Below are 24,051 nucleotides of genomic sequence, written 5' to 3' on the forward strand. Positions count from 1 at the left end.
ATCCGGATCCGGCGCGTCGGGGGTGGGTCAGCGGGGTTGGGCGGCGAGGCCGGCGCAGGTCTGGAGGCTGTCGTACCGCTGGCTGAGCTTGGTCGCGGCGGTGCCGGTGAGCAGCTTGGGCTGGCCGGTGCCCGAGACGACGGCGGGCAGGAACTCGCGCTTGGTGACCTTGCGGTCCCGGACCGTCAGGCGCAGGACGCCGGTCTCGGTGCTCTTGGAGGTGCCGTACCAGAGGAAGTTGGCCATCCCGTACGCGACGAACGTGGAGCCCAGCCAGCCCGATCCCTGCAGGGTGTGGGCGTGGGAGCCGATGATCAGGTCGGCGCCGGCGGTGGAGAGCTGGGCCGCGAAGGTCTTCTGGGCGCTGTTGGCGCAGCTGTTGCCTTCGTCACCCCAGTGGTTGAACACGATGACGAGGTCGGCCTGGGCGCGGGCGGCGGCGACCGCGGCGGTCGCGCGGGCGGTGTCGAACGCCATGGCGATGCCGGGCTTGCCGGGGCCGGCGGCCCAGCTGGAGGCGAGCTCGCTGACCTGGTTGAAGCCGAGCACGGCGATCTTCACGCCGCGGACGGTGGTCAGCCAGGGCCGGTACGCCTCGTCGATGGTGGCGCCGGCCCCGAACGCCGGATAGCCGGCCTTGTGGACGGCGTCCAGGGTGTCGAGCAGCCCGCCCCGGCCGTAGTCGAGGGTGTGGTTGTTGGCGATGCTGACCGCGTCGACCCCGGCCGCCCTGAGGGCGTCGATCGCGACGGGCGTGGTGCGGAAGTGGTACGTCTTCGGCTCCTCGGTCCCGCGGGACGTGATCGCCGTCTCCAGGTTGACGATCGTGAGGTCGGCCGAGGACAGCTGCGCCGCGATCGGGCCGAACGCGGTCGCCGGGTCCGCGAGCAGCTTGGCGGTCCGGTCCATGAAGTGCACGTCGCCGGCGAAGGCGAGCGTCAGGTCGACCGGGGTGGGAGACGGGGAGGCCGGAGCCGGTGAAGATGGCGATGAGGACGGCGACGGCACGGCGGCGGAGGGTGCCGCGGTGGCCGTGCAACCGGCGATGAGCAGCAGCGGCATCGTGAACATCAGGCGTCTCACGGCGTCACGCTATCGGGTGACCGCCCCCCTCGGTGAACGCCGCACGACGATGCGCTAGAGTCTTCACAGCAACGCGGACGTAGCGCAGCTGGTAGCGCATCACCTTGCCAAGGTGAGGGTCGCGAGTTCGAATCTCGTCGTCCGCTCCAAGAACCACCGGCCAAGCAACACTCGGCCGAGTAGCACCCGGGCGGGTAGCACCCCGGGCGAGTAGCGCGGGCCGGAGTTCAGTAGGGCAATGCCCGCCGCCGGGCCACCGGGATCGGTGTGGCAGGCGCCTTCGCCAGCAGCCACAGCGGGTTCGACACGCCCGCGACCGTGCCGTTCTTGAGCCGGACCTGCGATCGCACGTAGGTGCCGGGCTGCAGCAGCACCGACGTGCCGCCGGTGATCTTCGTGGACGGCGACAGGCCGCTCCCGAGCTTGCCGGTGACGACCTCCAGCTTCGCGCCCTTCGGCAGCTTCGTCGCCGTCACGTCGACCTTCACGGGCGCCGCGCCCACCAGGACCGCCCCCATGTAGGAGACACCGCCGACGCGGAGGTCGAGGGCACCGCGGAACGAGACGAGGTCGGTGAACCAGGCGGCGCCGGCCGACAGGGCGCGCAGCAGGTCGGCGCGGCTCTTCGAGGGGGACCAGACATGGCTGACGAAGTGGTCCTCGTTGGTCGCCCAGTCGGTGGCGTCGTGGTCGTCGCTGCTGCCCAGAGCGGTGAAGAAGACGCAGTTGCGGGCGGCGACGTCGTACACCCAGAGCAGGTCCTCGACAGGGTCACGGCCGATCTCGACGAGGTCGGCGCCGAGGGCGCCCCGCGTCACGATCAGCTTCGCCAGCTCGTCGCGCTTCGCCACGTCCATCGGATGGTTCCAGCAGACGAGGCCGCCGTGGGCGTGCAGGCGGCGGACCATGGACTCCGTCAGGTCGGGGTCGTTGTCGCGCAGCGGCGGGCTCGGGAACGGCGGGAGGGTCAGGTCGCCGCCGAACCAGTTCAGGTGCCTGACCATCGAGACCTCGAGGGCCCGGAACTGGGTGACGTCCGGGTAGCGTTTCGCGACGGCGGCGATGACCTCGGCGCGCAGCTGCTCGCCGGCCTGCCCGGCGCGGCGGGTCCGGTCGAAGGTGAGCCGGTCGACCACGAACCGGGCCTGCCGGACCTCCAGCGCCAGCCCGGTGAGGGCGTTGTCGCCGGCGGTGATGTCGGGCCACAGCGCCGCGATGTCGTCGCGCAAAGCGAACGTCAGCGACTGCCAGGCCCCCGCCTGCACGGGGCGCGTCACCGTGCCGACCGCCTTGTCGGCCTTGTGCGTGATCTTGTTCGCGCCGCCGATGTCGTACCGCAGCCGCAGCACCCCCTTGCCCGGCTGGTTGGACAGCTGGATCTCCAGCGTCAGCGACCCGCCGGCGAGCTGCTCGGGCAGCACGTCCAGGGTGAGGACGGTGTCGGCGACGCAGGCGTTCGCCATCGCGTTCCAGGCGATGCCCTCCATGCGCAGCGCGCCGTCGCCGGTGGCGCTCAGGCGCAGCGCCCTGCCGGTGCCGTCGCGCGGGGAGTGCGGCGAGGCGACGAAGTCGGCGGTGTGGCCACGGGGCTTGCCGACGAGGTGCTGCTTCCACGTCCAGTCGAGCCCGTGCTCGGGTTCGGAGGCGCCGTCGAAGTGCACGGCCTGCCGGTGCCCGGACGCCGCGATCCGGAAGTCGTGGTCGGTCCACCAGACCACGTCGACCTTGTGCTTGCGGGCCTGCTCGAGGTGCGCGGCGTAGCTGGCGAGCCCTTCGCTGAACGGCCCGTGAATGTGCGTCGCCATGCTGACCGGCCGCAGCGCGCCGGGTGAGGGGGCCGCCGCCGCGGCGTCCGGGGCTTCGGCGGCGACACCCGCGCCGGCGCAGGCGGCCGCGAGCAGCACCGCGCGCCGGCTCAGCCCTGTTGCGTGATCCACTCCTTCGACGTTGCCCCGCCGCCGCCCTCACCCGCAGGTGAACAGTGAAACGCCCGCGTTTTGCGCCATTTGTACGAATTGAGGGTGAGGGCGATCAGTGTGCCGTTCCGTGCCGTGCTCGGACGGGCCGGCTGGGCCGCGGCGGATTGCGGCGGTCCGGCTCCTGGTAGTCTCATCGGGCCGTTCTTCCTTCGGCTTTTCTCGGCTTCTCGCGGCGCACACGTGAAGGAGGAGCATGGCGGACACGACCTTGTGCACGTTCGCGGAGCTGGAGTTTCTGCTCCGCTCCGCCGCCGGCCCGCACGGTGAGCGCACGGCCGCGATGGACGGCGTCCGGCGCCGGCTCGCCCTGCAGCCCGAGGCGGCCACCGACATCGTCACCGCCGCCGGGGTCGCGTCGCTGCTGGCCCGCGGCCTGTGCACCGACGAGGGCGGCGACGTCGTGCCGGGCGCGCTGGTCCTCGGCGCGGTCGCGGCCCTGGCGACGCTGCACACGACGACGGAGGCGGCCGGATCGGCCGGCGACAGGACGCTTGCGATGCATGTGTTCAGCGGCACGGCCGGCCGCCTCGCGACCTACCCGGGGCCCTTCGGGCTGTTCGGGATCGAGGTCCTCGACCCGGCCGAGCCCCTTGCGTCGCCGCTCGCCAGGTTCGTCGACCGGTGCACGGCCGGCGAGGGTGAGGCCGCCGTGGCGATCGCGTCGGAGGGTGCGGGGGTCGCGATCGCCCGCTCCGCCGACGGGACGTGGATGCTGTCGGCGGACGACGGCTCGGGCGCGCTCTCGCCGGTCGATCGGGACGACGTGGTCGCCGCGCTGGTGTCGCGGTTCGGCGCCGGCACCGCGGCGGGCGCGGCTCAGGCCGGTGCCTCGTGACCTCCGGTCCGGGCCCGGTGCGTGCGGCGTGCGGCCGGTGCCTGGCGACGACGGTCCGGCCGGGTGCCCTGTGTGATGACGGTGCCGGCTGGTGCCTTGTAGCGACGGTTCGGGTGGGTGCCTTGGTGATGACGGTCCGGGCTGGTGCCTTGTGACGACGGTTCGGGCTGGCGTTGCCAGCGACATCGGCCGGGTGCGGCGGCGCAACGAGGACAGTGCGCTGGTCGCCGCCGGGGTGTACGCCGTCGCCGACGGCATGGGCGGGCACGCCGCCGGTGACATCGCCAGCGAGCTCGCCGTCTCGGCGCTGCGGCGGCTCGCGGACCTGCCCGACCGCACCCCGCAGGACGTGCACGACGAGATCGCCCGCGCCAACGCCGACATCCTCGCCTCAGCCGTCGAGCACCCCGTCCGCACCGGCATGGGCACCACGGTCACCGGTCTCAGCCTCGTGCTCGACGGCGACACCGAGCGCTGGGCCGTGTTCAACGTCGGCGATTCCCGGGTGTACCGCTACGACGGCGACGCCCTCACCCAGCTCACCGTCGACCACACCGCGCCCGAGAGCGTCACCCGCCGCCGCGGCGTGATCACGCGGGCGCTCGGCACCAGGCCCGCACCCGACGCCGACCTGTGGGTGCTGTCGCCGGTGCCGGGGGAGCGCTTCGTCGTCTGCTCCGACGGCCTGCCCCTGGAGCTCACCGACGACCAGATCGCCGCCGCCCTGCGGGCCGAGCCGGTCGCCCAGGCCGCCGCCGACCTCCTCGTGCGCCGGGCCGTCCTCGCCGGCGGGCGCGACAACGTCACCGTCGTCGTCGTGGACCACCTCGCGACCGACCCGGACGCAGGGCCTCGCACCCGTGGCGCGCACGCCGCCCCCGAGGACGAGGACACCGACACGGGCGTCGCCGCCCATCTCGGCATGGACACCGACCCGATCGGCATCCCCACGCAGCCCTGACCTCCCGCCGCCGCGCCGGCGGGGGCGACAGGCGGCGGACGGCCTGGCACCATCGGTCGATGCATCTCGGCATCGACGTCGGCACCGGCAGCACGGTCGCGGTCCTCAAGAGCGCCGGCGGGCGGGTGACGCCGCTGCTGTTCGACGGGTCGCCGCTGCTGCCGTCGGCGGTGCACCTCGACGTGGCCGAGGGGGTCCTGGCGGTCGGCGCCGCCGCGGTCCGGGGCGGCGCCGGGGATCCTGACCGGTTCGAGCCGCATCCGAAGTCGCACGCCGCCGCGGAGAGCGTGCCGCTCGGTGGGATGGACGTCCCGGTCGTGCACCTGTTCGCGGCGATCCTGTGGGCCGTGCACGCCGAGGCGCTTCGGGTCACCGGCGGGGCCGCGCTGCGGGAGGTCGCCCTGACCCATCCCGCGTCCTGGGGCGCCCACGCCCGTGGTGCGCTGCTGGCCGCCGCGTCGATGGCGGGGTTGCCGGCCGCCAGGCTCGTGCCGTCACCGGTCGCGCTGGCCGGCGCGCTCGCCGGGCGGCTGCCGGTCACGTCCGGGCGGAGTTTCATTACGTACGAGCTGGGCGCCGCCATCTTCGAGGTCGCCGTCGTCCAACCCTCCGCCGACGGCCCACGGATCGTCGCCTCCGCGGGCCTGGCGGGCGCCGGCGGCCTGGACCTCGACGCGGCGATCGCCACCCACCTGCTCGCGGCGACCCCGGGCGCCCCTGGCACGTCCGGCGGCTCTTCGGCGGCCCCGGGCGGTGGGTCCGGCGCCTGGCGCGGGCTCCTGGACCAGGCGCGGCGCGCGAAGGAGCTCCTGTCCACGGGGGTGCCCGTCACCGTCCGCGTCGCCGGCGGGGTCGACGTGACCCTGACCCCGGCCGACCTGGAGCGGATCGCGACGCCCCTGCTCCGCCCCACCGCCGAGCTGACCCTGCGGACCATGCGGGCCGCCGGCGTCGACGAGACGTCGGTCGAAGGCGTGCACCTCGCCGGCGGCGCGACCCTGCTGCCGCTCGTCGCGACCCTGCTCCACCGCGCCACCGGAATCGAGCCGGTCGCCGCCGACCACCCGAAACTCGCCGCCGCCGAGGGCAGCCTGGCGGTCCTGAGCGGGTTCCCCCGGCAGGCGGCCGCCCCGGCGCCTCCGCCGGCGACGCCGAGGCAGTCGGGTGGCGACGGCGCACACCTGTGGAGGTGGCTGCCGGACCCCTGGACGCTGGTGGCCGCCGACGTGTGGCGGGACGCGCCGTTCCACCCGCTGCACCTCGGCCTGCCCTCCGGGAGCGGCTGGACGATCCGGGCCCGCTTCACCGAACCCGAACGGACCGTGTTCCTCGCCCGGGCCGGCGGCCCGCTGCTGTTCCGCAGCGTCGAAGGCCTCACGGAGTACCTGCTGACCGACGACACCCACGAGCTCGCCGCCGTCCCGGGCTGGGACGCCGCCCGCGAGCGGTTCGTGACGCTCGTCAGCCACCCCGGCGACGAAGACCTGATCGACCTGGACCTGGTGCAGTACAACCTCGGCTTCCCGCCGCAGCAGTGGCTGCCCGACCTGCTGATCGGCGCCCGGGACGTGGCCGTCGAACTGGCCGAGGAGTTCGACCTGCACGACATCAGCGCGCTCCTCGCCCCCGGCACGCTCCTCGACACCGTCGACGACCTGCTCCGTGCCGCCGACCAGCCCTTCACCGCCCGCTCCAGCCGCCGCCGCCTCGCCACCGTCGACGCCGACACGGTCCGCTCCACGTGGCACGCCATCGCCACCCGGCTGGACGGCGTCGCCGCCTGGTCCGACTGACCATGATGGTTACGGCAGCCGCAGCCCGTACCGGTCGGCGGGGTGGACCTCCTCCCCGGTGCCGGTGCGCACGACCAGCACCGGCACCCCTTCCGGCAGGTCGAAGCGCTCCCGCTCCCGCCGCGTCGGCATCCGGGCCGACACGACCCCGCCGGGCGGCACGTCGAGCACGTCGTCGGGGCCGCTCAGCGGCCCGCGTGTGGCCCTGCCCACGACCGGACCGACCCGGATGGACTTGTCCGGGGCCAGGAACAGCAGCCCCTCCCGCCGGAGGACGGCGATGCCCTTCAACGCCGTGTCCCGGCCGACGTCGTGCTCGTGGGCGAGCGCGCCGGCACTCGGGATCAGCGCTCCCGGTCGTAACGTCCCGGCCATGATCTGGGCCCGAAGGGAGTCGGCGACCAGCTCGTACCGTGGCGGCATGCGCTGACTGTAGCCAATAGGCCACAGGTTGGGGAAGCGTCAGTTGGCGGTCGCACCCAGGGCGCGCAGCGCGAAGTCGGTGACCTGCCCCGCGGCGGACTCGGCGGCCCCGGGCGACGGGCTGGCGGCCATCCGCTCCTGGAACGCCGCGGACAACGCCGCCGTGATCGTCCGCGCGTCCGCGTCGGGGTCGGCCCACGGCAGCGACCCGTCCACGCGCCCCCGCTCAAGGATCGCGGCGATCGCGCACCGGTGCGCGCCGAGCTGGCGCGCCCGCTCCGCCGCATAGCCGGCGGTGCCCATCAGCTCGCCGCACGACATGACGAGGACCCCTCGCCGGCGCCGGCTGTCGGCGGTCAGCGACAGGAACCCGGAGATCCACGCCCGCAACGCGTCCGGCGGCGTGGCGGCGGCGTCCGCGGCCGCGGTCAGCTCCGCGTGGACCCGGTCGCTGTCGCGGCGGAACATCGCCAGCAGCAGCGCGTCCTTGGAGCCGAAGTGCCGGTAGAACGCCCTGGTGGACAGGCCTGCGGCGGTGAGGACCCCGGTGACGGAGAGGCCTTCGCCGCCGGTGTCGACCAGGCAGCGGTGCGCGGCCTCGATGATCCGCGAACGCTCGCCGGTGTCTGCGGTCACGGACATCAGCCAATGGTATCGCCCGCGCCGGGCCGCGATCCGGTCATCGTCCCGCATCGCTGGATTACGCTGCGCCTCGTGAACCCGTACTTCGTCTGGGAGGACCGCACACCGGGAGACGGCTGGCGGCCGTTCGCCGACCTGCTCGACCCGGCCGTCGCGGCGGAGCGGGTCGGGGTGGCGCGCGAGACCCTTCTGACGATGTTCGGGCTCGACCCCGCGGTGGTGCCGGTGCGGGTCGTCGCGTCGGTGACGTTCCTCGGTGTCGCGTCGCGGCTGCTCGCCCCGCCGCTGCTCGACCCCCGCTACCCGGAGCCTGCGCAGCTGTTCTGGAAGCCCGTCCCCGGCGGCCCCTGGCCGATCGCGTGCACCGCCCCGCCCGGCGGCCCTCTGGTGCGCGGCGCCTTCCACGAGCGGATCCTGCTGGGGCTGGTCGCGCCGCTGCTCGAGGTGTTCCGGGCCGAGTTCAGGCTGTCGCCGAAGGTCCTGTGGGGCAACGTCAGCTCAGCCCTCGCCGGCGCCGCCGGCCAGCTCGACGACCCCGCCGTCTGGACCTTCGTCGCCGACCTGCTGACCACCGCCCCCCTCGCCGGCACCGCCGACCTGCACGGCCGCGCACTACGCCGCCGCAACTGCTGCCTGTACTACCGCATCCCCGGCGGCGGCACCTGCGGCGACTGCATCCTGCGACAAACCTGAGGCACCACCTCCCACCCGCCGCACCGTGGCGCTGGGTCACGGGTGGCGGCGCGAGCGCTCGTGTTGAGGCGCTGCCTTCTTCCCACCGCATCCTGGCCGCCGCACTGCGGGCGCCGGGTAGCGGTGGTGGCGTCGGGGGCGCTGGGTCGCGGGCGTTGCGTTGTGGGGGCGGCGCCGCGGGTGCGGCTCGGCGCTGGATGCTGTGTTGTGGGCGGTTGGTCATGGGCGCGTCGTCGCGGACGCGGCTCAGCACCCGGCGGTGGTCTGGCCGCTGGGTTGCGGGGCGTTGCGTTGTGGGGACGGCGCCGCGGGTGCGGCTCGGCGCTGGATGTTGTGTTGTGGGCGGTTGGTCATGGGCGCGTCGTCGCGGACGTGGCTCAGCACCCGGCGGTGGTCTGGGGCTGAGTTGCGGGCGTTGGATTGTGGCGTCGTCGCGGATGTGGCTCAGTACTGGGACGGCGGTCCAGGCGCTGCATTGCGGGTGCTTCGTTGAGACGTGGCGTCGCGGGTGCTTCGTTGCGGGCGTTGGGTTGTAAGTGTGGCTCTGCCCTTGCCGGCGGTCCGGGTGCGGCGTTGCGGTATGGCGATCGCGGCGCGGCGTCGCAGCCAGGGCTTTCTCCGCGCAGCGTTGTGGTGCGGCGTTCGCGGCGCGGCGTTGTGGTGCGATGTCGCGGCGCGGCGTTGTGGCCGGGGTGTTCGCGGCGCGGGGTGTGGCGGGGTGTTCGCGGCGTGGCGGCGCTTCGCGATGGGCGTCTGCGGTGTGGTGTTGCGGCGGGGCGTTCTCAGCACGGCGTTGTGGTGCGGCGTTCGCGGCGCGGGGTTGTCGTGCGATGTTCGCGGCGCGGCGTTGTGGAGAGGGGTGGTCGGGGCGTGGTGGTGCGCGTTCGCGATGGGGCGTTTGCGTGTGGTGTTGTGGCGGGGCGTTCTCAGCACGGCGTTGTGGTGCGGCGTTCGCGGCGTGGTGTTGCGGCGGGATGTTCGCGGCGTGGTGGTGGTGTGGCGTACGCGGCGGGGTTGTTCGGGGAGCGGTGTAGTGGTGGGGTGTTCGCGGTGGGGTGTCGCGGGTGCGGTTCAGTGGGGGGCGGCGGTGCCCAGAAGGTGGCCGTCGTGGTCGGAGACGGTGACCTTGTCGACGTTGGGTAGCTGGATGGAGCTGGCGCCCGTCACGCGGGCCGAGGCTGACGTGGTGCGGCCCCAGCACGCGGCCTGCTCCTCCTGGCCGCCGCGGCCGACGACCCGCAGCACGAACGGGCCCTCGCCCGGCAGGTCGGTGAGTTCGAGGGCCACCGACACGCCCCACTGCCGCGGTGACAAGGTTGCCCGGCCCGACATGGCGCTGCCCGCGGCCGCGACGAACTGGACCACCGTGCCGGCGGCGGGCCCCGGTGACGAGGACTGCTGCGTCGCCGGCGGCGGAGCTGTTTGCGGTGTCGCAGTCGGTACCGGCGACGACTCCGGCCAAACGGTGAAGACGACGGCTGCCAGCACGACGACGGCGGCGGCGACCCCCGCGACCTGCCGCGCGGTCCGGCGGCGCTCCGGCAGCGCGGCCCGGCGCAGGAACGCGTCGAGGCCGTCGCGGGTCGGGGCCTCCAACGGCGCCGGGGATGGTCCGGGCGGGAGCCGTTGCAGCAGCTCGGGCACCGGGGCGAGCCGGTCGACCTCCGCGCGGCAGCCGGCGCAGCCGCTCAGGTGCGCGTCGACCCGGGCCTGGTCGGCGTCGTCGAGGCCGCCGAGCACGTACCCGCCGAGCAAGGGGCGCACCAGCTCATGCTCCTCACTCATCGCAGCACCCCCATCTCCTCGAACACCGCGCGCAGCGCCCGGACCGCATAGTAGGCGCGCGACTTGACGGTCCCCTCGGGCACGGACAGGTGGCGGGCGGTGTCGGCGACGGTCCGGCCGTCGTAGTAGACCGACTCCACCACCTGCCGGTGCTCCACGGACAGCCGGTCGAGGGCGGCGCGGACGAGCCAGCCCTCGACGAGCTCGTCGACGTTGTCGGCGTCGGCGACCGCGGCGATCGCGTCGGGGTCGTCGACGAGCCGGGGGCGGCGCTGGTCGGCCCGCCACGCGTTGCTGACCACGTTGCGGGCGATCGTCAGCAGGTACGCGCGGGTGGTGTCCCGGCTGACGTCGATCCTGCCGATGTGCTTCCAGGCCCGCAGGAGGGTCTCCTGGACGAGGTCCTCGGCACGGTGGCGGTCGCGTTCGTACCGAGACACGAAGCCGAGCAGCACACCGTAATGCTCGGTGTACAGCGCGGTCATCAGCTCCTCGTCCCTGGTCAACCGGGTCTCCCTCGTCCGCGCGGGTCCTTGAGAGGTGTACACCACGAAACGGTTGCGGGTTCAACCACCTGGCGAATTCCGGTGTTCCGCGACTTTGCGGGTACCTGCCCGATTGCCGCTTGCGGGCTCGATGCTCCGGCGGATGCGGCCGGCGGTGTGCTTCGTCGCGGTCCTGGCACAACCGCCGCACTGCTGGCCGCCTTGCTGATCTCGGCGCTGAGCCGCAGCCTCACCGTGCCACCTGCGCCGGGGAGATGGGCGTGAGACCGCCCGCAATGCAGCCGAGGCCGCCGGGGGGAGCGTCGGCCGCGGCCGAGGCCACGTACGCGACGATCGGCCGGTCGGCACCGCCTCGGCGGAGACCAAGGACGTGGTCAAGCTCGTCACGCCGATCGGCCGGTCGGCACCGCCTCGGCGGAGATCAAGGACGTGGTCAAGCTCGTCACGCCGATCGCCCGGCAGACGAGCCTGCTCGCGCTGAACGCCACGATCGGGGCCGCCAGGGCCGGCGAGGCGGGCCGCGGCTTCGCCGTCGTCGCCGACGAGGCCAAGGGCCTGGCCGAGGAGACCTCGCGGGCGACGGAGAGCATCGCGCACCGGGTCACCGCCATCCAGCAGGGGCACCTGCGCCGCCGTCACCGGGATCGCCGGAATCGGCGACCATCAGGCGGCGATCGCGCCGGCGGTCGGGCAGCAGCCGGCGACGACCGCGAAGATGACCCGCAACGCCGCCAAGGCCGCCGGCGGCGCGACCCACGTCGCCACCTCGATCGCCGCGGTCACGTCGGCGACGTGGGCAGCAGGGCCGGCGCTGAAGAGGCGGAGCGCGGCCGGCGAGCTCAGGGCCCTGGCCGGCCGCCTGCACCACACCGCGTCCGCAGTTCCGCCTGTGAGCCGCCGACCGCAGTGCTGATCGAGCCGCTTGATCGAAGAGCGGATCCGGTCGTGATGGTGACCGGATCCGCTCTTCGATCAATGGTGCTGTGGTCCTCAGGACGCCCGCGAGCGGCGGAGGGCCAGGACGGCGACGACCAGGCCGGCCACGCCGAAGGCGAGGCCCGCGATGCCCAGCCCGATGGCCGTACCGTCGCCGCTGCCGCCGTCATCGTCCTTCGCGGCGGCCGTTGCGGCAGGTGCCGCGGATGCCGTGGCGTCGGTCTTCTTGGTGAGCTTGAGGACCGGGGCGGGGTGCTCGGCCTCGGCGCCGGCGGCGGGCTCGTCGATCCAGCGGACGACCTCACCGGTGGAGTAGGTCTGCAGCGCCTTGAAAACGATCTGGTCGGTGGCCGGGAGCGGGCCGAGCGACACGTCGAACTCCTGGAACTGGTGCGGCTTGATCTCCGCGCCGGCCGCCGCGGTCCAGGTGATCTTCGAGACGGCGTCGGTGAGCTCGCCGTCGTCGGTCTTGATCGGTGTGGGGAGCTTGCTGGTCTCCGCGACGGCCGTCCAGCCCTGGAGGGGCTTGAGCGACACGGACGCGATCGGCTTGTCCGTGGGCAGCGCGATCTCGAGCTTGGTGGTGGAGGCGTCGTCGCGCTCGTTGGGCACCCGGAACGTCACCTTGGTGTAGCCACCCTGCGTGGCGGTGCTGGGGTTGACGGTGACATGAGCGGAGGCGGCGGCGGGGAAGGCGAGTGCAGCGGCGGCGGCCGCGGCGACGGCGACACCCGCGCGGACCACGTGGGTCAGGCGCATGATGCGGGCTGTCCTCTCGGGCAGGAACGACAAGGTCAACCGGGTAGTCGCCCCGGGCCACCGGAAAGTTCCCCGCGGTTCTACGCTAAATCCGCCGGGTCGGCATACGCCGTGCCGAGCGCCGTGACGGCGAACAGGCCGATCGCCAGGACGTGCACCGCCGTGCACCACAGGCAGATGGCGTCCAGGGTGAAGAGCTCCGCGTAGACCAGCCAGGCGACGAACAGCACGCCGACGACGGTGCAGGCGAGACGGGCGAGCCGCACCTCCCGGCGCGGTGTCCGCCACAGCGCCGACAGGGCCAGCATGGCCGCGAAGTACAGCAGCCCCAGCACCGCCACGGGGACGCCGAACACCGCGGACTGCTCGCTGGTGGTGACCTTCAGGCAGTTGAGCGCTCCCGTGTCCGGGCACGCGAGGGTCGTCGACGACGTGAAGTGCTCATACGTCAGGTACACGGAAACGGCCAGGCCGAGCGCGGACAGCACCAGCGAAACGGGCGGCACCCATCGCTGCACCAGCGGGTAGGTGGTGGTCTCGGTCATGCTCAGACCTTTCCCTGGAAGGCGGTCACGGCCTGGCTGGTGCAGACGTTCGCCGGTTTGCCGCCGGTCAGCTTGCACAGCACGGCGGTGATCGCGTTGGCGTTGCCGTTGACCGCCTTGGCGATCGCGCTGCCGGGGTCGGACAGTGCCTTGGTCACCTGCTCGGCGGTCATGCCGGCGAGCAGGTCCGGGCTGAACGTCGCGCCGGAGGTGACCGCCTGGTTGGCGTAGTCGACGAACGGGATCGACCCGGCGGACTGGGCGTCCACGTACGGCGGGGCGTTGAACTTCTGCACCACCTGCGCCTGCTGGGGTGTCAGCTGGTCCAGCGGCGTGTACGAGCCGCCCTTGCGGGTCCTGCCGCTGGTCTCGACGCCCTGGAAGGTGAGCACGTCGCTGGTGTACGTGCTGCCGTGGAACGACACGGTCGGCGTGTTGGGGTAGACGTCGTCGGCCGCCGAGGCGGTGATCGTCAGGCCGCTGAACGTCCCGAACCTGGACAGCGCGACCACCACCGGCCAGCGCTGCGCGGCGCAGAACGGGCAGTACTCGGCGCCGACATACAGCACCAGGGGCTTGCCGCCCTCGGTGAGCACCTGCTGGCCGGTGACCGCCTTCGGCAGGATCTCGGCGGATCCGGCGCCGACCTGGTCGAGGACCGCGGGTGGGACCGACGTCAATGCCGCGACGATCGCGGCGGCCGCTTCGCCGGTGGGGAAGGCCGGTGCGGGCTTGGTCTCCGGGCCCCCGGCGCCTCCGAGCTTGGCGACGATCATGACCGCGAACACGACCAGGACGGCGGCGATCGCGGCCTGCGCCTTGCGCATCCTGCCCTGCCTGGCGGTCGCCCGCTCCTGGATCAGTCGCATCCGTCGCGCGTATTCGCGCGAGTCCCGCTGGCGCTTCGACACGCGCAACCCCCCACTCGTCTGCCTATTAGTCGTATCGGACCCGCCCGTTGGTTCCCTCCGCGGCTGACTTTAGGCAGACGCGCGTCCGTCGCACTGGGTCGAAGGTCCCGCCACGCCGTGTACAGCGGCAGATCTTGCGCGGGCCGGTGCGGCGGTGCAATGTGGCATGGCGGCACCTGGACACGGACGTGAGGGGCTTATCGACCATGCAGCGACGACATCTTCTGACAGCGGCGGCGAGCGGTGCGGTCGCCGGTGCCGCGGGCCTGGCCGGCACCGCGGCGGCCGCCGAGAGCGGGGGCCCAGCGTTGAAGCCCGGCAAGACCCGGCTGATCAGCCTGTCGCACGTCAACGACCCGGCGACGACCAACATCTACCCCGGAGACCCGGCGTTCGAGCTGGAGACCATCGCCACCATCGAGAACGAGGGCTACTACCTGCAGTACGTCCGCGAGGGCGAGGCGACCGGCACGCACTGGGGTGCGCCCGGGCACTTCAACGCCGGCGAGCCGCTGGCGGACGACCTCGACCCCAACGACCTGTTCCTGCCCGCGGTCAAGATCGACGTGAGGGACAAGTGCGCCCGCAACGCCGACTACGCGCTGACGATCGACGACGTGAAGCAGTGGGAGCGCCGGCACGGCCGCATCCCCGACGAGTCGATGATCATCATGTGGACCGGCTGGGAGGACAAGTGGGGGACCGACGCGTTCCCGAACCTGGACGCCGACGGGGTCCTGCACCAGCCGGGCTTCGCTCCCGAGACCGTCCAGTGGTTCATCGACACCGGCCGGATCGGGCGCAACGGCGGCACCGGCATCGACACGTTCGGCCCCGACCTGGGCACCGACCCCGACTTCAGGGCGTCGTTGCTGGTGTACCGGCGGCACCGCATCAGCCTGGAGATCCTGGCGAACCTGGCCAAGTTCCCGGCGACCGGCGGGTCGATCCTGTGCGGCGGCTTCATCAACGCGAAGGGCTCCGGGTCGACCGCGCTCATCTACGGCGTCCTTCCGCACTAAAGTCGCGCCTCCGGGTGCCGATGCGGTGCGTGTGGAAGGCATCACCGGCATCGCCACCCGGATGGCAGAGATCCGCTCGCAGCTCGCCGCGCTGTCCCCTCCTCCGCCCGCCGTCCAGGCCGCGCCGGAGTCGTCCTTCGCCTCGGCGCTGTCGGCTGCCACGTCGTTGCAGGACCGCTACGAGAACGGCCGCATCCCCGTCACGGCGCTCGCCGAGGTCGGCTCGACCGGGCACCGCCTCGCCGCACCCGCCGCGGCCGCCCTCGAGAGTCTCATGCGCGCGGCGCAGCGCGACGGCGTGAAGATCGGGATCACCGACTCGTACCGCAGCTATGACGAGCAGGTCGACCTGGCCCGCCGCAAGGGCCTCTACTCCCAGGGCGGCCTGGCCGCGAAGCCCGGCACCAGCGACCACGGCTGGGGCCTCGCCGTCGACCTGGACCTCGACGCCAGGGCACAGGCCTGGATGCGGGCCAACGGCGGCCGTTTCGGCTTCACCGAGAACACGCCCCGCGAGCCGTGGCACTGGAAGTTCACCGCCTGAAGTTGTCGTACCCGGCGGCTACGCTGCCGGGCATGGTGTTGTCGTTGCTGCTCACCGCGCATCTCGGCCTGGCCGCCATGTGGTGCGGCTCGATGGGCTACAGCCTGCTGGTCGTCCAGCCGAAGCTGGCCCGTGCCGGGCTCGACGACGACCGGCTGGAGGAGTTGCTGACGCTGCTCGCCCAGGGCAACCGTTGGAAGGTCGTCCCGATCGTCGCCGCGCTGCTGGCCACGGCGGCCGCGATCCTCGCACTGACGGGCAGTGCCGTCTTCGTCGCGGTGTTGCTCCTGTACGGTGCGGCCGCCGCCGTGTTCGCCGACGTGTCCTGGCGGCACTGGCCGACCCGGGTGTTCGCGCTGCCTGCCGAGCGCCCCGGTCTGCGCCGCGCCCTCCGGTTACGCGCCTGGACGATGCTGGTCCTGGTCGGTGCGGCCTTCGCCGCCGCGCTGTGGACGACGGCGTGGGCCTGGGACGGGTGAACCGTCCTGACGGTGGTGCGCGTCTTCGGCGCGGCGCTGTGGGCAACGGCGTGGGCCGCCCGCTGTTAGTGTCGCGGGCGACCCCCGTCGATGCGTTCGCCGCCTGGCCTGACAGGAGACCAGATGTATCCGGCACCCGCCGTCCGCCCGAGTTTCGGCTGGAAGCTCCTGCAGAGCTGGTGGGTCCTGATCTCGATCCTGGGGCTCGGCTGCTTCAGCGGCGCGGGCCTGGTCCTGGTCGGCCTGCGCGCTCGTAGGCCGGCGTGGTGGGGCTGCGGCGTCGGGTACCTCCTCGTGGGCACCGCCATGGTCGTCCTGTCGGAGAAGGCCACGGTGCCGGACGATCCTTCCAGCGGTGGTGGCTTCGCGGTGCTGTGGCTCGTGCTGTGGGTGGCGTGCGTCGTCCATTCGTTCGTGCTCAACGTGTACTGGCTGCGCTGGCTGGAGCAGCGCCGCGCGGCGGCGGCTTTCGGCTCTCCGGCGGCGTTCGGGTCTCCGGCCGCGTTCGGATCTCCGGCCGCGTTCGGTTCGCCTGCGGCGTTCGGTTCTCCGGCGGCGTTGGGTTCGCCGGTGGGTCCGGCGTCCGCGGTGCCGTACTCCGGGCCGCCCGCGCAGACCCCGCCGGCCGGCTTCCCGGTCCAGGCGACCCCGCCCGGCGGGTTCAATCCGTACGCGACGCCGGCGGGTGGTTTCCCCGCGCAGACGGCCGGCTTCTCGGCGCAGGCGGCGCAGTCCGCCGGCTTCGGTTCGCCTGCCACGCCGGCGGCCGGCTTTGCGGCGCAGTCCGCCGGGTTCACGTCGCAGCAGTTCACGGTCGACCCGATCCCGTCGACCTCCACCACCCCGTGGCCCGCGCCGACACCGTGGACCCCGACCGCCGCATCCGTCGACGTCAACACCGCGGACGCCACCCAGCTCGCCACCCTTGACGACTTCGACCCTGCCCGTGTCGCGCACGTCCTCTCCGAACGCCACCGTCGGGGCGGCTTCACCAGCCTCGCCGAGTTCGCCACGACGGCCCGGCTGTCGCCGCACCAGTTCGAGCGCATCCAGCACCGCCTGACCCTCACGCCTCCTCGCCGCTACTGATCCGAGGTGTGCCGGCTCGCTCACACGGCGTGACCCGACTGGATTCGGCGTTGTGCGGGAGGGAGAATGCTGGGGCAGCGCCAATCGGGGGAGGCGGCGCATGTTGGCTGTGCCATTGTCTGAGGCTTGTCGATCTGACCTGGCGGCCGTTCAATGCGACCGTCGCCGCGAGGAGCGCCGGCGGGCCAGGGCCGAGTTCGCGGAGGCCCGCACCCATGGACTCGCCGCCCGTCACGCCTTGAAGCTGGCACGGCTCCGGCCGCTCGGACCGCCCGGCAGGCCACACACCGCAGCGCGGTCCGCGGCTCCGCCTGCTGCTGCGGCTCCGCACGCTGCCCGGGCCGCGGCCGTGGTCCCGCATGATGCTCCGCCGGTTGCCCCGGCCCTGCCTGCTGTTCGGCGTGCTGCCCGGTCCAGTGCCGTGGTTTCGCATATTGCCTGTCTTCAGCGTCGACCGCGCCGATCAGCGGCCCGCACGTGGGGCGCGGCGGTCCAGCTGGCGCTCTTCCCGATCGATCTGGTGCTCGACGCACTTGCGCCCAAAGCCGCCCCGGTCGATGCGGCGTGTGGAGGACCTCCGGCGCACCCGGGTTCGCCGCGTCCGAAGCCGATCGCGGCGCGGCCCGTGCCGCTGGTGACCTCCTTCTCGGTGCCTCGGCTCGCGCCGGAGGTGGCTCCGGTCGGGCCGGGGCTGCTAGTGGACGAGGAGGACGACCAGGGTGCGGGGGCCGTGGACGCCTTCGACGCGGTTGAGTTCGATGTCGCTGGTGGCGGAGGGGCCGCTGATCAGGGTCAGGGGGCGGGTCGGGGCGAGGCGGGCGAGCAGGTCGGGGACGGTGTGGACGACCTGGTCGGCGCGGACCACGCAGAAGTGGCGGTCGGGGACGAGGGTGATCACGCGGCGGCCCTGGTCGGGGCTGCCGTCGAGGGCGATCGTCCCGGTCTCGGCGCACGCGGCGGCGCAGGCGGTGGCGACGCCGGCGAAGGTGTCCAGGTCGGCGGGGGTGAGGGTGCCGTCGTCGACGTGTGCGCCGGGGAGCTCGAAGGGCAGGGCCGGCGGCACGATCAGCCGGCCGTCGGGGGGCATGGTGGCGTCGATGGCGGCGCGCAGGTCGGTCTCGAGCGTGGCGGGGGTGGTGGGGACGACCGTGGCCTTGTAGTCGGTCAGGCGGTCGGTGAGCAGGGACAGCAGCTCGGGCGAGCCGGCCGGGACCGTCCCTGCCCGCCGGTAGTCCCGCGGCACGGCGGGCACGGCAGGGTCGGGGCCCAGCGCGGCCCGGATGCGGGCCAGAACGTCGGCGCGGGCGTCAGGCATCAGCCCTCCTGCGTATCGAGATGGGGACCAGGAAGGAGATCACGCCGCTGATCAGCAGGCTCGTCAGGACGGGCAACAGCAGACTCACCCGGGGCATCGGCCGGCGAACCAGGACCGAGGCCGGCAGCGGAGCCGGGACCGGGATCAGAGGCCGGACCGGGAAGCGGATCAGACGCCGCCCCGGGGCGCGGGCCAGCTGGCGAGCCCGGGCGCGGGCCAGCTGGCGAGCCCCGGCGGGGGTCAGAAGGCGGTCCGGGGCGGAGGTCAGCTGGCGAGTCGGGAAGCGGGTCCGACGCCGAGCCGAGACGGGGGCCGGCAGGTGAGTCGGGGAGCGGGTCGGGAGCTGGGCCGGGGCTGGGGTCGACGGACAGGCCGGGCCGGGAGTCGGCAGACAAGCCTGGGCGGGGGCCAGAAGGTGGTCCGGGGCGGGAATCGGCAGACAAGCCCGGGCGGAGGTCAGCCGGTGAGTCGGGAAGCGGATCAGAGGTCGGGCCGGGGTGGGAGTCGGCAGACAAGCCCGGGCGGGGGCCAGAAGGTGGTCCGGGGCGGGAATCGGCAGACAAGCCCGGGCGGAGGTCAGCGGGCGAGTCGGGAAGCGGATCAGAGGTCGGGCCGGGGTGGGAGTCGGCAGACAAGCCCGGGCGGAGGTCAGCGGGTGAGTCGGGAAGCGGATCAGAGGTCGGGCCGGGACGGGAGTCGGCAGGCGAGGCTGGAAGGGGGGCAGGAGGCGGACCCGGGTGGGGGTCGACGGGCAGGCCGGGGCCGGGGGTGGCTGGGGTGGGGCGGGTGCGCCACCAGTCGCGGAAGGACTGGGCTGGGGGGCGGGGCAGGTCGCGGGAGGCGGTCCATGCCGACAGGGGCGGGGGCAGGGCGGTGATGCGGTCGGTGCGGCGGCCGAGGAGGCGGCCGAGGCGCATCAGGCGTTCGGCGGTGCGGAAGCGTGCTGGGCGGGACATCACCCAGGACATCGCGGCCATGGCGATCGCCTCGGGGGAGGGGACCGGGGAGGTGGCGCGCTCCTCCACATGGCGGTTCCGCAGGTGCACGAGCATCGCGGGGATGTCGATGCGGACGGGGCAGGCGTCGAAGCAGGCGCCGCAGAGGCTGGAGGCGTAGGGGAGGGAAGCGTTGTCCTCGACGCCGGTGAGCTGGGGGCTGAGGACGGCGCCGATGGGGCCGGGGTAGACCGACCCGTAGGCGTGGCCGCCGGTGCGTTCGTAGACGGGGCAGACGTTGAGGCAGGCGCTGCACCGGATGCAGTGCAGCGCGGCCCGGCCCGAAGGGTCCGACAGGACGGCGGTGCGGCCGTTGTCGACCAGGACGAGATGGAAGTCCTGCGGGCCGTCGCCGGGGGTGACGCCGGTCCACAGGGACGTGTAGGGGTTCATCCGCTCGCCGGTCGACGAGCGGGGCAGTAGCTGCAGGAACACCTCCAGGTCGGTCCACGTGGGGACGACCTTCTCGATGCCCATGACGGTGATCAGGGTCTGCGGCAGGGTCAGGCACATGCGGCCGTTGCCCTCGGACTCGACGACGGCGAGCGTGCCGGTCGAGGCGACCGCGAAGTTGGCCCCGGACACCGCGACCCGGGCGGTCAGGAACTTCTCGCGGAGGTAGGCGCGGGCGGCCATCGCCAGCTCGCGCGGATCGTCGGAGAGCGCGGCGGCACCAGGCATCGTGCGGCGGAAGATGTCGCGGATCTCGGTGCGGTTGCGGTGGATGGCGGGGACCAGGATGTGCGACGGCTTGTCGTCGCCGAGCTGCACGATGAGCTCCGCCAGGTCGGTCTCCCACGCGGTGACGCCGCCCTCGGCGAGCGCCTCGTTGAGCCCGATCTCCTGCGTCGCCATCGACTTGACCTTGACGACCTCCGTGGCGCCGGTCGCACGGACCAGGTCGAGGACGATCGCGTTGGCCTCGACCGCGTCGCGGGCCCAGTGCACGGTGCCGCCGCGGGCGGTCACCTGCTCCTCGAGCTGGACGAGCAGGGAGTCGAGGTGGGCCATGGCATAGCCCTTGATCGCCTCGCCGGCGAGGCGCAGCTCCTCCCAGTCGGGCACCTCGGCCACGACGGCGGCGCGCTTGCCGCGGATGGTGCTCGTGGCGTGGCCCAGGTTGCGCCGCAGCTGGCCGTCGGCGAGCGCCGTCCGGGCCGCGGACGGGAAGGACGAAGCGCCACGCAACGCGCCGACGCCTCGCGGCGCGTACACCGGCATCCCCAGGAACACGGAGGTCATGTCGCCGCCAGGATCTCTGCGAGGTGCACCGGCCGGGCGGTGGTGCCCGCGACGGTGGAGAGGCGGGACAGGCCGCCGCCCATGTGCATGAGGCAGGACGAGTCGCCGGCCGAGACGACCGAGGCGCCGGTGGACAGGACGTTGCGGAGCTTGTCGCTGAGCATGGCCGCGGACGTGTCGGCGTTCTTCAGCGCGAACGTGCCGCCGAAGCCGCAGCACTGGTCGGCGCCGGGCAGCTCGACGAGGTCGATGTCGCGGACCTCGCGCAGCAGCCGCAGCGGCCGGTCGCCGACCCGCAGCATGCGCAGCGAGTGGCAGGTCGGGTGGTAGGTGACGCGGTGCGGGAAGCGGGCGCCGACGTCGGTGACGCCGAGGACGTCGACGAGGAACTCCGACAGCTCATAGGTGCGCTCGCCGAGCTCCTCCGCCCGGTGCGACAGCGCGACCCGGCCGGCCCGGCGGGCGACGGTCGCGTGCTGGTGGCGGATCGAACCGACGCACGAGCCCGACGGCGCGACGATCGCCTCGTAGCCGGCGAACGTGTCGACCTGGTGCTCGACCAGGCGGACGGCTTCGCGCTGGTACCCCGTGTTGATGTGCATCTGGCCGCAGCAGGTCTGCGCCTCGGGGAAGACGACCTCGTGCCCGAGCCGCTCCAGCAGCTCGACCGTGGCCCGGCCGACCTGCGGGAACATCGCGTCGGCGAGACAGGTCACGAACAGTGCCACACGCATCGATCACCGCTCTTTCGAAGGGGAGGGCCGGCGGGTGCGGGGCCGGCCGCTCGACTCGCGGACGATCAGCTCCGGCTGGAACACCACGTGGCGGTGCTCATGGCGGCCGTCGTCCTCGATCTCCTCGAGCAGCAGGGCCGTTGCGGTGCGACCGAGCTGTTCCCGAGGCTGTCGCACGGAGGATAGCGGCACCGCGGCCGCCGCGGCGAACTCGATGTCGTCGTATCCCACGATTGCCACATCCTGCGGCACGCGGATGCCCCGCAGGGTGAGGCCCTGCAGGACACCGAGCGCGACGAGGTCGTTGGCGCAGAAGACCGCCGTGGAGCCGGCCGCGGCGTCGATCTCGGCGGCGGCCGCGCGGCCCGCGGCGACGGTGAGGTTGGGCGTGGGGACCACCGAGAGCTCGGCCTTCCCGGCCACGGCCGCGGAGATCCCGGCGTGCCGCTCCCGGACCTGGGTGACGGAGGCCGGCCCGCCGACGAACGTGATCCGCCGGTGGCCCTGCTCCACGAGGTGCTCGCCGGCGAGCCGCCCGCCGAGCACGTCGTCGACGGCGACCGAGCAGCGGCTGTGCCGGCCGGTGCCGCGGTCGACCAGCACCACCGGGGTGCCGCGCTGGATGAGCTGCTCCAGGCGCGAGTTCGGCGACTCGTCGACGGGCGTGATGAGCACGCCCCGGACCCGCTGCTCCTCCAGCAGGTCGAGGTGGCGGTGCTCGCGGCCGGCGTCCTCGCCGCTGTTGCAGACCACGACCATGACGCCGTGCTCCTCGGCGGCCGCCTCCGCGCCGCGGACCACGTCGGTGAAGAACGGGTTGGTCACGTCGAGCACGACGAGCGCGATCTGCCGGCTGTGCCCGGCCCGCAGCTGCCGCGCCGAGTCGTTGCGCACGTAGCCCAGCTCGGCGATGGCGTCGAGGACCCGCTGCCGGGTCGACGAGGCGACCAGTTCGGGACGGTTGAGCACGTTGCTGACGGTGCCGATGGAGACGCCCGCGCGGCGGGCCACCTCCTTGATGCCGGTCGTGTTGGACATCGATCTCCCGAACTCTTCTGAAACGTGTCAACTCGACAAGGACGTATCGAACCGGTAACGCCATTGAAACTCTTGACGCCGTCGACGGTCTGCTTCTACCGTCACTGTAGTCACCGCATGAAACGTTTCACAAGGGAGGCGGCGAGTGCTGGTTCTCGAGGGCGTCAGCAAGTCGTTCGGCGCCGTGGCCGCGCTGCGCGACGTGCGCCTGGAGCTGCGCGGCGGCGAGGCGCACGCCCTCGTCGGGGAGAACGGCGCGGGCAAGTCGACGCTGGTGAAGATCCTGGCCGGCGCGCACGCCCCCGACGCCGGCACGATCACGCTCGACGGGCGGCCGCTGCGGCTCGGCGGCCCCGCCGACGCCCGCGACGCCGGCATCGCCGTCATCTACCAGGAGCCGACGCTCTTCCCGGACCTGACCGTCGCGGAGAACATCTTCATCGGCCGGCAGCCGCTGCGCTCGCTGCGCCGCGTCGACACCGCCGCGATGCGGGCCCGGGCCGCCGAGCTGTTCGCCAGGCTCGGCGTGCACCTCGATCCGGACCGGCCGGCCCGCGGGCTGTCGATCGCCGACCAGCAGCTGGTGGAGATCGCCAAGGCGCTGTCGTTCGACGCCCGGATCCTGGTCATGGACGAGCCGACCGCCGCGCTGTCCGGGGTCGAGGTCGAGCGGCTCTTCGCCGTCGCCCGGTCGCTGCGCGACGCCGGGGCCGCGGTGCTGTTCATCTCGCACCGCTTCGACGAGGTCTTCTCCCTCTGCCAGCGGATCACCGTCATGCGCGACGGGCGGTGGGTCTCCACCGATCCCGCCGACGCGCTCACCGTCGACCAGGTGGTGCGGCGGATGGTCGGCCGCGAGGTCTCCACCATGTACCCGAAGCGCACCACCGAGGTCCGCGAGCCCAGGCTGGAGGTCGACGGGCTCACCCGCGCCGGCGTCTTTCAGGACGTGTCGTTCACCGTCCACGCCGGCGAGATCGTCGCCCTCGCCGGGCTCGTCGGCGCCGGCCGCTCCGAGGTGATCCGCGCCGTCTTCGGCGTCGACCGCTACGACGCCGGCGCGGTCCGCGTCGACGGCAGGCCCCTGGCCAGGGGCAGCGCGTCCGCGGCGATCGCCGCCGGCCTCGCGCTCGTGCCCGAGGACCGCCGGCAGCAGGGCCTGGTGATGGAGCTGTCGGTGGAGCGCAACGCGACCCTGCCGCGGCGGTGGTCGCTGAGCCGCCTCGGGCTGCTCCTCGGCCCGTCGGAGCGCCGCGACGCCCGCACCTGGACGGAGCGGCTGCAGGTGAAGGCGGCCAGGCTGAGCGACCCGGTCGCCACCCTCTCCGGCGGCAACCAGCAGAAGGTCGTCCTGGCGAAGTGGCTGTCGACGGCACCGCGGGTGCTCATCGTCGACGAGCCGACCCGCGGCATCGACGTCGGCACCAAGGCCGAGGTGCACCGGCTGCTGAGCGAGCTCGCGGACCAGGGCGTCGCCGTGCTCATGGTCTCCAGCGAGCTGCCCGAGGTCCTCGGCATGGCGGACCGGGTCCTCGTCATGCACGAGGGCCGCCTGGCCGCCGACATCCCCCGTACCAGAGCCGATGAGGAGTCCGTGATGCTGGCGGCGACAGGACAGGCGACATGACCGGCCAGCGAAGCGGCTCGGGCCGGTCATCGTGTGGGCAGGTTTGGGTCAGGTCGGCGCCGGAGCGTAGCGGAGGTGGCGGCGTGACCGGCCAGCGAAGCGGCTCGGGCCGGTC

The 24,051-nt window shown here is 73.2% G+C and carries 21 protein-coding genes, 1 tRNA gene and 2 pseudogenes; 11 read left to right on the top strand and 13 right to left on the bottom strand.

Features of this window, described 5'->3' with window-relative positions:
* Positions 1–27 precede the first annotated feature (27 nt).
* On the bottom strand, positions 28–1,083 hold the full coding sequence (locus ACFY3L_RS12135; protein WP_389321895.1) for a CapA family protein: 1,056 nt from the start codon (positions 1,081–1,083) through the stop codon (positions 28–30).
* Positions 1,084–1,156: 73 nt separating this feature from the next.
* Here ACFY3L_RS12135 and ACFY3L_RS12140 point away from each other — a divergent pair.
* Positions 1,157–1,232: transfer RNA gene (locus ACFY3L_RS12140), tRNA-Gly, on the top strand.
* Between the two features lie 78 nt (positions 1,233–1,310).
* On the opposite strand, the gene ACFY3L_RS12145 is transcribed toward ACFY3L_RS12140, so the two are convergent.
* Entirely contained in the window at positions 1,311–3,020 is a 1,710-nt protein-coding gene (locus ACFY3L_RS12145; protein WP_389321897.1) for a hypothetical protein, read from the bottom strand.
* Between the two features lie 235 nt (positions 3,021–3,255).
* Here ACFY3L_RS12145 and ACFY3L_RS12150 point away from each other — a divergent pair, with 235 nt between their 5' ends.
* The 3 genes from ACFY3L_RS12150 (at position 3,256) to ACFY3L_RS12160 (ending at position 6,651) form a co-directional block, all read left to right on the top strand.
* Positions 3,256–3,897, top strand: a complete 642-nt coding sequence (locus ACFY3L_RS12150; protein ID WP_389321899.1) for a hypothetical protein — start codon at positions 3,256–3,258, stop codon at positions 3,895–3,897.
* A 151-nt stretch (positions 3,898–4,048) separates the two neighbouring features.
* A complete protein-coding gene (locus tag ACFY3L_RS12155; protein WP_389321901.1) occupies positions 4,049–4,858 on the top strand; it encodes a PP2C family protein-serine/threonine phosphatase in 810 nt (269 codons plus the stop codon).
* 59 nt (positions 4,859–4,917) lie between these two features.
* Positions 4,918–6,651 carry an Hsp70 family protein gene (locus ACFY3L_RS12160; protein ID WP_389321903.1) on the top strand — a complete coding sequence of 578 codons (1,734 nt, stop codon included), beginning with the start codon at positions 4,918–4,920 and terminating at the stop codon, positions 6,649–6,651.
* Between the two features lie 9 nt (positions 6,652–6,660).
* Here the strand turns inward: ACFY3L_RS12160 and ACFY3L_RS12165 are convergent, their stop codons facing one another.
* Complete coding sequence (locus ACFY3L_RS12165) at positions 6,661–7,074, bottom strand: GntR family transcriptional regulator (protein ID WP_389321905.1); 414 nt, start codon at positions 7,072–7,074, stop codon at positions 6,661–6,663.
* 39 nt (positions 7,075–7,113) lie between these two features.
* A complete protein-coding gene (locus tag ACFY3L_RS12170) occupies positions 7,114–7,716 on the bottom strand; it encodes a TetR/AcrR family transcriptional regulator (protein WP_389321907.1) in 603 nt (200 codons plus the stop codon).
* Positions 7,717–7,788: 72 nt separating this feature from the next.
* On the opposite strand from ACFY3L_RS12170, the gene ACFY3L_RS12175 reads away from it, so the two are divergent.
* Entirely contained in the window at positions 7,789–8,409 is a 621-nt protein-coding gene (locus ACFY3L_RS12175) for a (2Fe-2S)-binding protein (protein ID WP_389321909.1), read from the top strand.
* Positions 8,410–9,480: 1,071 nt separating this feature from the next.
* Here ACFY3L_RS12175 and ACFY3L_RS12180 read toward each other — a convergent pair.
* Positions 9,481–10,194 carry an anti-sigma factor family protein gene (locus ACFY3L_RS12180; protein ID WP_389321911.1) on the bottom strand — a complete coding sequence of 238 codons (714 nt, stop codon included), beginning with the start codon at positions 10,192–10,194 and terminating at the stop codon, positions 9,481–9,483.
* Positions 10,191–10,700: a sigma-70 family RNA polymerase sigma factor gene (locus tag ACFY3L_RS12185; RefSeq protein ID WP_344503270.1), complete on the bottom strand. Its 510-nt coding sequence runs from the start codon at positions 10,698–10,700 to the stop codon at positions 10,191–10,193. The genes ACFY3L_RS12180 and ACFY3L_RS12185 overlap by 4 nt, the downstream gene beginning before the upstream one ends.
* 429 nt (positions 10,701–11,129) lie before the next feature.
* On the opposite strand from ACFY3L_RS12185, the pseudogene ACFY3L_RS12190 reads away from it, so the two are divergent.
* Positions 11,130–11,261 (top strand): annotated as a pseudogene (locus tag ACFY3L_RS12190) (methyl-accepting chemotaxis protein); the annotation flags it as partial.
* Positions 11,262–11,690: 429 nt separating this feature from the next.
* Here ACFY3L_RS12190 and ACFY3L_RS12195 read toward each other — a convergent pair.
* The 3 genes from ACFY3L_RS12195 to ACFY3L_RS12205 all read right to left on the bottom strand — a co-directional run bounded on the left by ACFY3L_RS12195 (position 11,691) and on the right by ACFY3L_RS12205 (position 13,809).
* Positions 11,691–12,395, bottom strand: a complete 705-nt coding sequence (locus ACFY3L_RS12195) for a YcnI family protein (RefSeq protein ID WP_389321913.1) — start codon at positions 12,393–12,395, stop codon at positions 11,691–11,693.
* Positions 12,396–12,475: 80 nt separating this feature from the next.
* A complete protein-coding gene (locus ACFY3L_RS12200; RefSeq protein WP_389321915.1) occupies positions 12,476–12,940 on the bottom strand; it encodes a vitamin K epoxide reductase family protein in 465 nt (154 codons plus the stop codon).
* Positions 12,941–12,942: 2 nt separating this feature from the next.
* Positions 12,943–13,809 carry a DUF929 family protein gene (locus ACFY3L_RS12205; protein ID WP_389321917.1) on the bottom strand — a complete coding sequence of 289 codons (867 nt, stop codon included), beginning with the start codon at positions 13,807–13,809 and terminating at the stop codon, positions 12,943–12,945.
* Positions 13,810–14,057: 248 nt separating this feature from the next.
* On the opposite strand from ACFY3L_RS12205, the gene ACFY3L_RS12210 reads away from it, so the two are divergent.
* The 4 genes from ACFY3L_RS12210 to ACFY3L_RS12225 all read left to right on the top strand — a co-directional run bounded on the left by ACFY3L_RS12210 (position 14,058) and on the right by ACFY3L_RS12225 (position 16,985).
* A complete protein-coding gene (locus ACFY3L_RS12210; protein ID WP_389321919.1) occupies positions 14,058–14,873 on the top strand; it encodes a cyclase family protein in 816 nt (271 codons plus the stop codon).
* A gap of 25 nt (positions 14,874–14,898) precedes the next feature.
* Entirely contained in the window at positions 14,899–15,417 is a 519-nt protein-coding gene (locus ACFY3L_RS12215) for a D-alanyl-D-alanine carboxypeptidase family protein (RefSeq protein WP_389321921.1), read from the top strand.
* A gap of 32 nt (positions 15,418–15,449) precedes the next feature.
* The gene (locus ACFY3L_RS12220; protein ID WP_389321923.1) at positions 15,450–15,896 is read left to right on the top strand and encodes a hypothetical protein; all 447 of its coding nucleotides are present in this window, start codon (positions 15,450–15,452) and stop codon (positions 15,894–15,896) included.
* Between the two features lie 123 nt (positions 15,897–16,019).
* The gene (locus ACFY3L_RS12225; RefSeq protein ID WP_389321925.1) at positions 16,020–16,985 is read left to right on the top strand and encodes a helix-hairpin-helix domain-containing protein; all 966 of its coding nucleotides are present in this window, start codon (positions 16,020–16,022) and stop codon (positions 16,983–16,985) included.
* A 694-nt stretch (positions 16,986–17,679) separates the two neighbouring features.
* On the opposite strand, the gene ACFY3L_RS12230 is transcribed toward ACFY3L_RS12225, so the two are convergent.
* The 4 genes and pseudogenes from ACFY3L_RS12230 to ACFY3L_RS12245 form a co-directional block, all read right to left on the bottom strand.
* Positions 17,680–18,300 (bottom strand): lactate utilization protein C, encoded by a 621-nt coding sequence (locus tag ACFY3L_RS12230; RefSeq protein WP_389321927.1) that lies wholly within the window; start codon positions 18,298–18,300, stop codon positions 17,680–17,682.
* Positions 18,301–19,082: 782 nt separating this feature from the next.
* A pseudogene (locus ACFY3L_RS12235) lies at positions 19,083–20,537 on the bottom strand (LutB/LldF family L-lactate oxidation iron-sulfur protein); the annotation flags it as partial.
* Complete coding sequence (locus ACFY3L_RS12240; RefSeq protein ID WP_389321929.1) at positions 20,534–21,271, bottom strand: (Fe-S)-binding protein; 738 nt, start codon at positions 21,269–21,271, stop codon at positions 20,534–20,536. The gene ACFY3L_RS12240 and the pseudogene ACFY3L_RS12235, both read right to left, overlap by 4 nt.
* 3 nt (positions 21,272–21,274) lie before the next feature.
* Entirely contained in the window at positions 21,275–22,309 is a 1,035-nt protein-coding gene (locus tag ACFY3L_RS12245) for a LacI family DNA-binding transcriptional regulator (protein ID WP_389321931.1), read from the bottom strand.
* A gap of 145 nt (positions 22,310–22,454) precedes the next feature.
* Here ACFY3L_RS12245 and ACFY3L_RS12250 point away from each other — a divergent pair, with 145 nt between their 5' ends.
* Positions 22,455–23,936, top strand: a complete 1,482-nt coding sequence (locus ACFY3L_RS12250) for a sugar ABC transporter ATP-binding protein (protein WP_389321933.1) — start codon at positions 22,455–22,457, stop codon at positions 23,934–23,936.
* Positions 23,937–24,051: the final 115 nt, after the last annotated feature.

The organism is Dactylosporangium sp. NPDC000521 (assembly GCF_042898305.1).
GTDB lineage: Bacteria > Actinomycetota > Actinomycetes > Mycobacteriales > Micromonosporaceae > Dactylosporangium.

Excerpts from the sequence above, each read along its gene's own strand:
- ACFY3L_RS12150 (WP_389321899.1), top strand. The coding sequence starts at position 3,256 with ATGGCGGACACGACCTTGTGCACGTTCGCGGAGCTGGAGTTTCTGCTC.
- ACFY3L_RS12160 (WP_389321903.1), top strand. The coding sequence starts at position 4,918 with ATGCATCTCGGCATCGACGTCGGCACCGGCAGCACGGTCGCGGTCCTC.
- ACFY3L_RS12165 (WP_389321905.1), bottom strand. The coding sequence starts at position 7,074 with ATGCCGCCACGGTACGAGCTGGTCGCCGACTCCCTTCGGGCCCAGATC.
- ACFY3L_RS12170 (WP_389321907.1), bottom strand. The coding sequence starts at position 7,716 with ATGTCCGTGACCGCAGACACCGGCGAGCGTTCGCGGATCATCGAGGCC.
- ACFY3L_RS12180 (WP_389321911.1), bottom strand. The coding sequence starts at position 10,194 with ATGAGTGAGGAGCATGAGCTGGTGCGCCCCTTGCTCGGCGGGTACGTG.
- ACFY3L_RS12195 (WP_389321913.1), bottom strand. The coding sequence starts at position 12,395 with ATGCGCCTGACCCACGTGGTCCGCGCGGGTGTCGCCGTCGCCGCGGCC.
- ACFY3L_RS12200 (WP_389321915.1), bottom strand. The coding sequence starts at position 12,940 with ATGACCGAGACCACCACCTACCCGCTGGTGCAGCGATGGGTGCCGCCC.
- ACFY3L_RS12205 (WP_389321917.1), bottom strand. The coding sequence starts at position 13,809 with ATGCGACTGATCCAGGAGCGGGCGACCGCCAGGCAGGGCAGGATGCGC.
- ACFY3L_RS12210 (WP_389321919.1), top strand. The coding sequence starts at position 14,058 with ATGCAGCGACGACATCTTCTGACAGCGGCGGCGAGCGGTGCGGTCGCC.
- ACFY3L_RS12220 (WP_389321923.1), top strand. The coding sequence starts at position 15,450 with ATGGTGTTGTCGTTGCTGCTCACCGCGCATCTCGGCCTGGCCGCCATG.
- ACFY3L_RS12225 (WP_389321925.1), top strand. The coding sequence starts at position 16,020 with ATGTATCCGGCACCCGCCGTCCGCCCGAGTTTCGGCTGGAAGCTCCTG.
- ACFY3L_RS12230 (WP_389321927.1), bottom strand. The coding sequence starts at position 18,300 with ATGCCTGACGCCCGCGCCGACGTTCTGGCCCGCATCCGGGCCGCGCTG.
- ACFY3L_RS12240 (WP_389321929.1), bottom strand. The coding sequence starts at position 21,271 with ATGCGTGTGGCACTGTTCGTGACCTGTCTCGCCGACGCGATGTTCCCG.
- ACFY3L_RS12245 (WP_389321931.1), bottom strand. The coding sequence starts at position 22,309 with ATGTCCAACACGACCGGCATCAAGGAGGTGGCCCGCCGCGCGGGCGTC.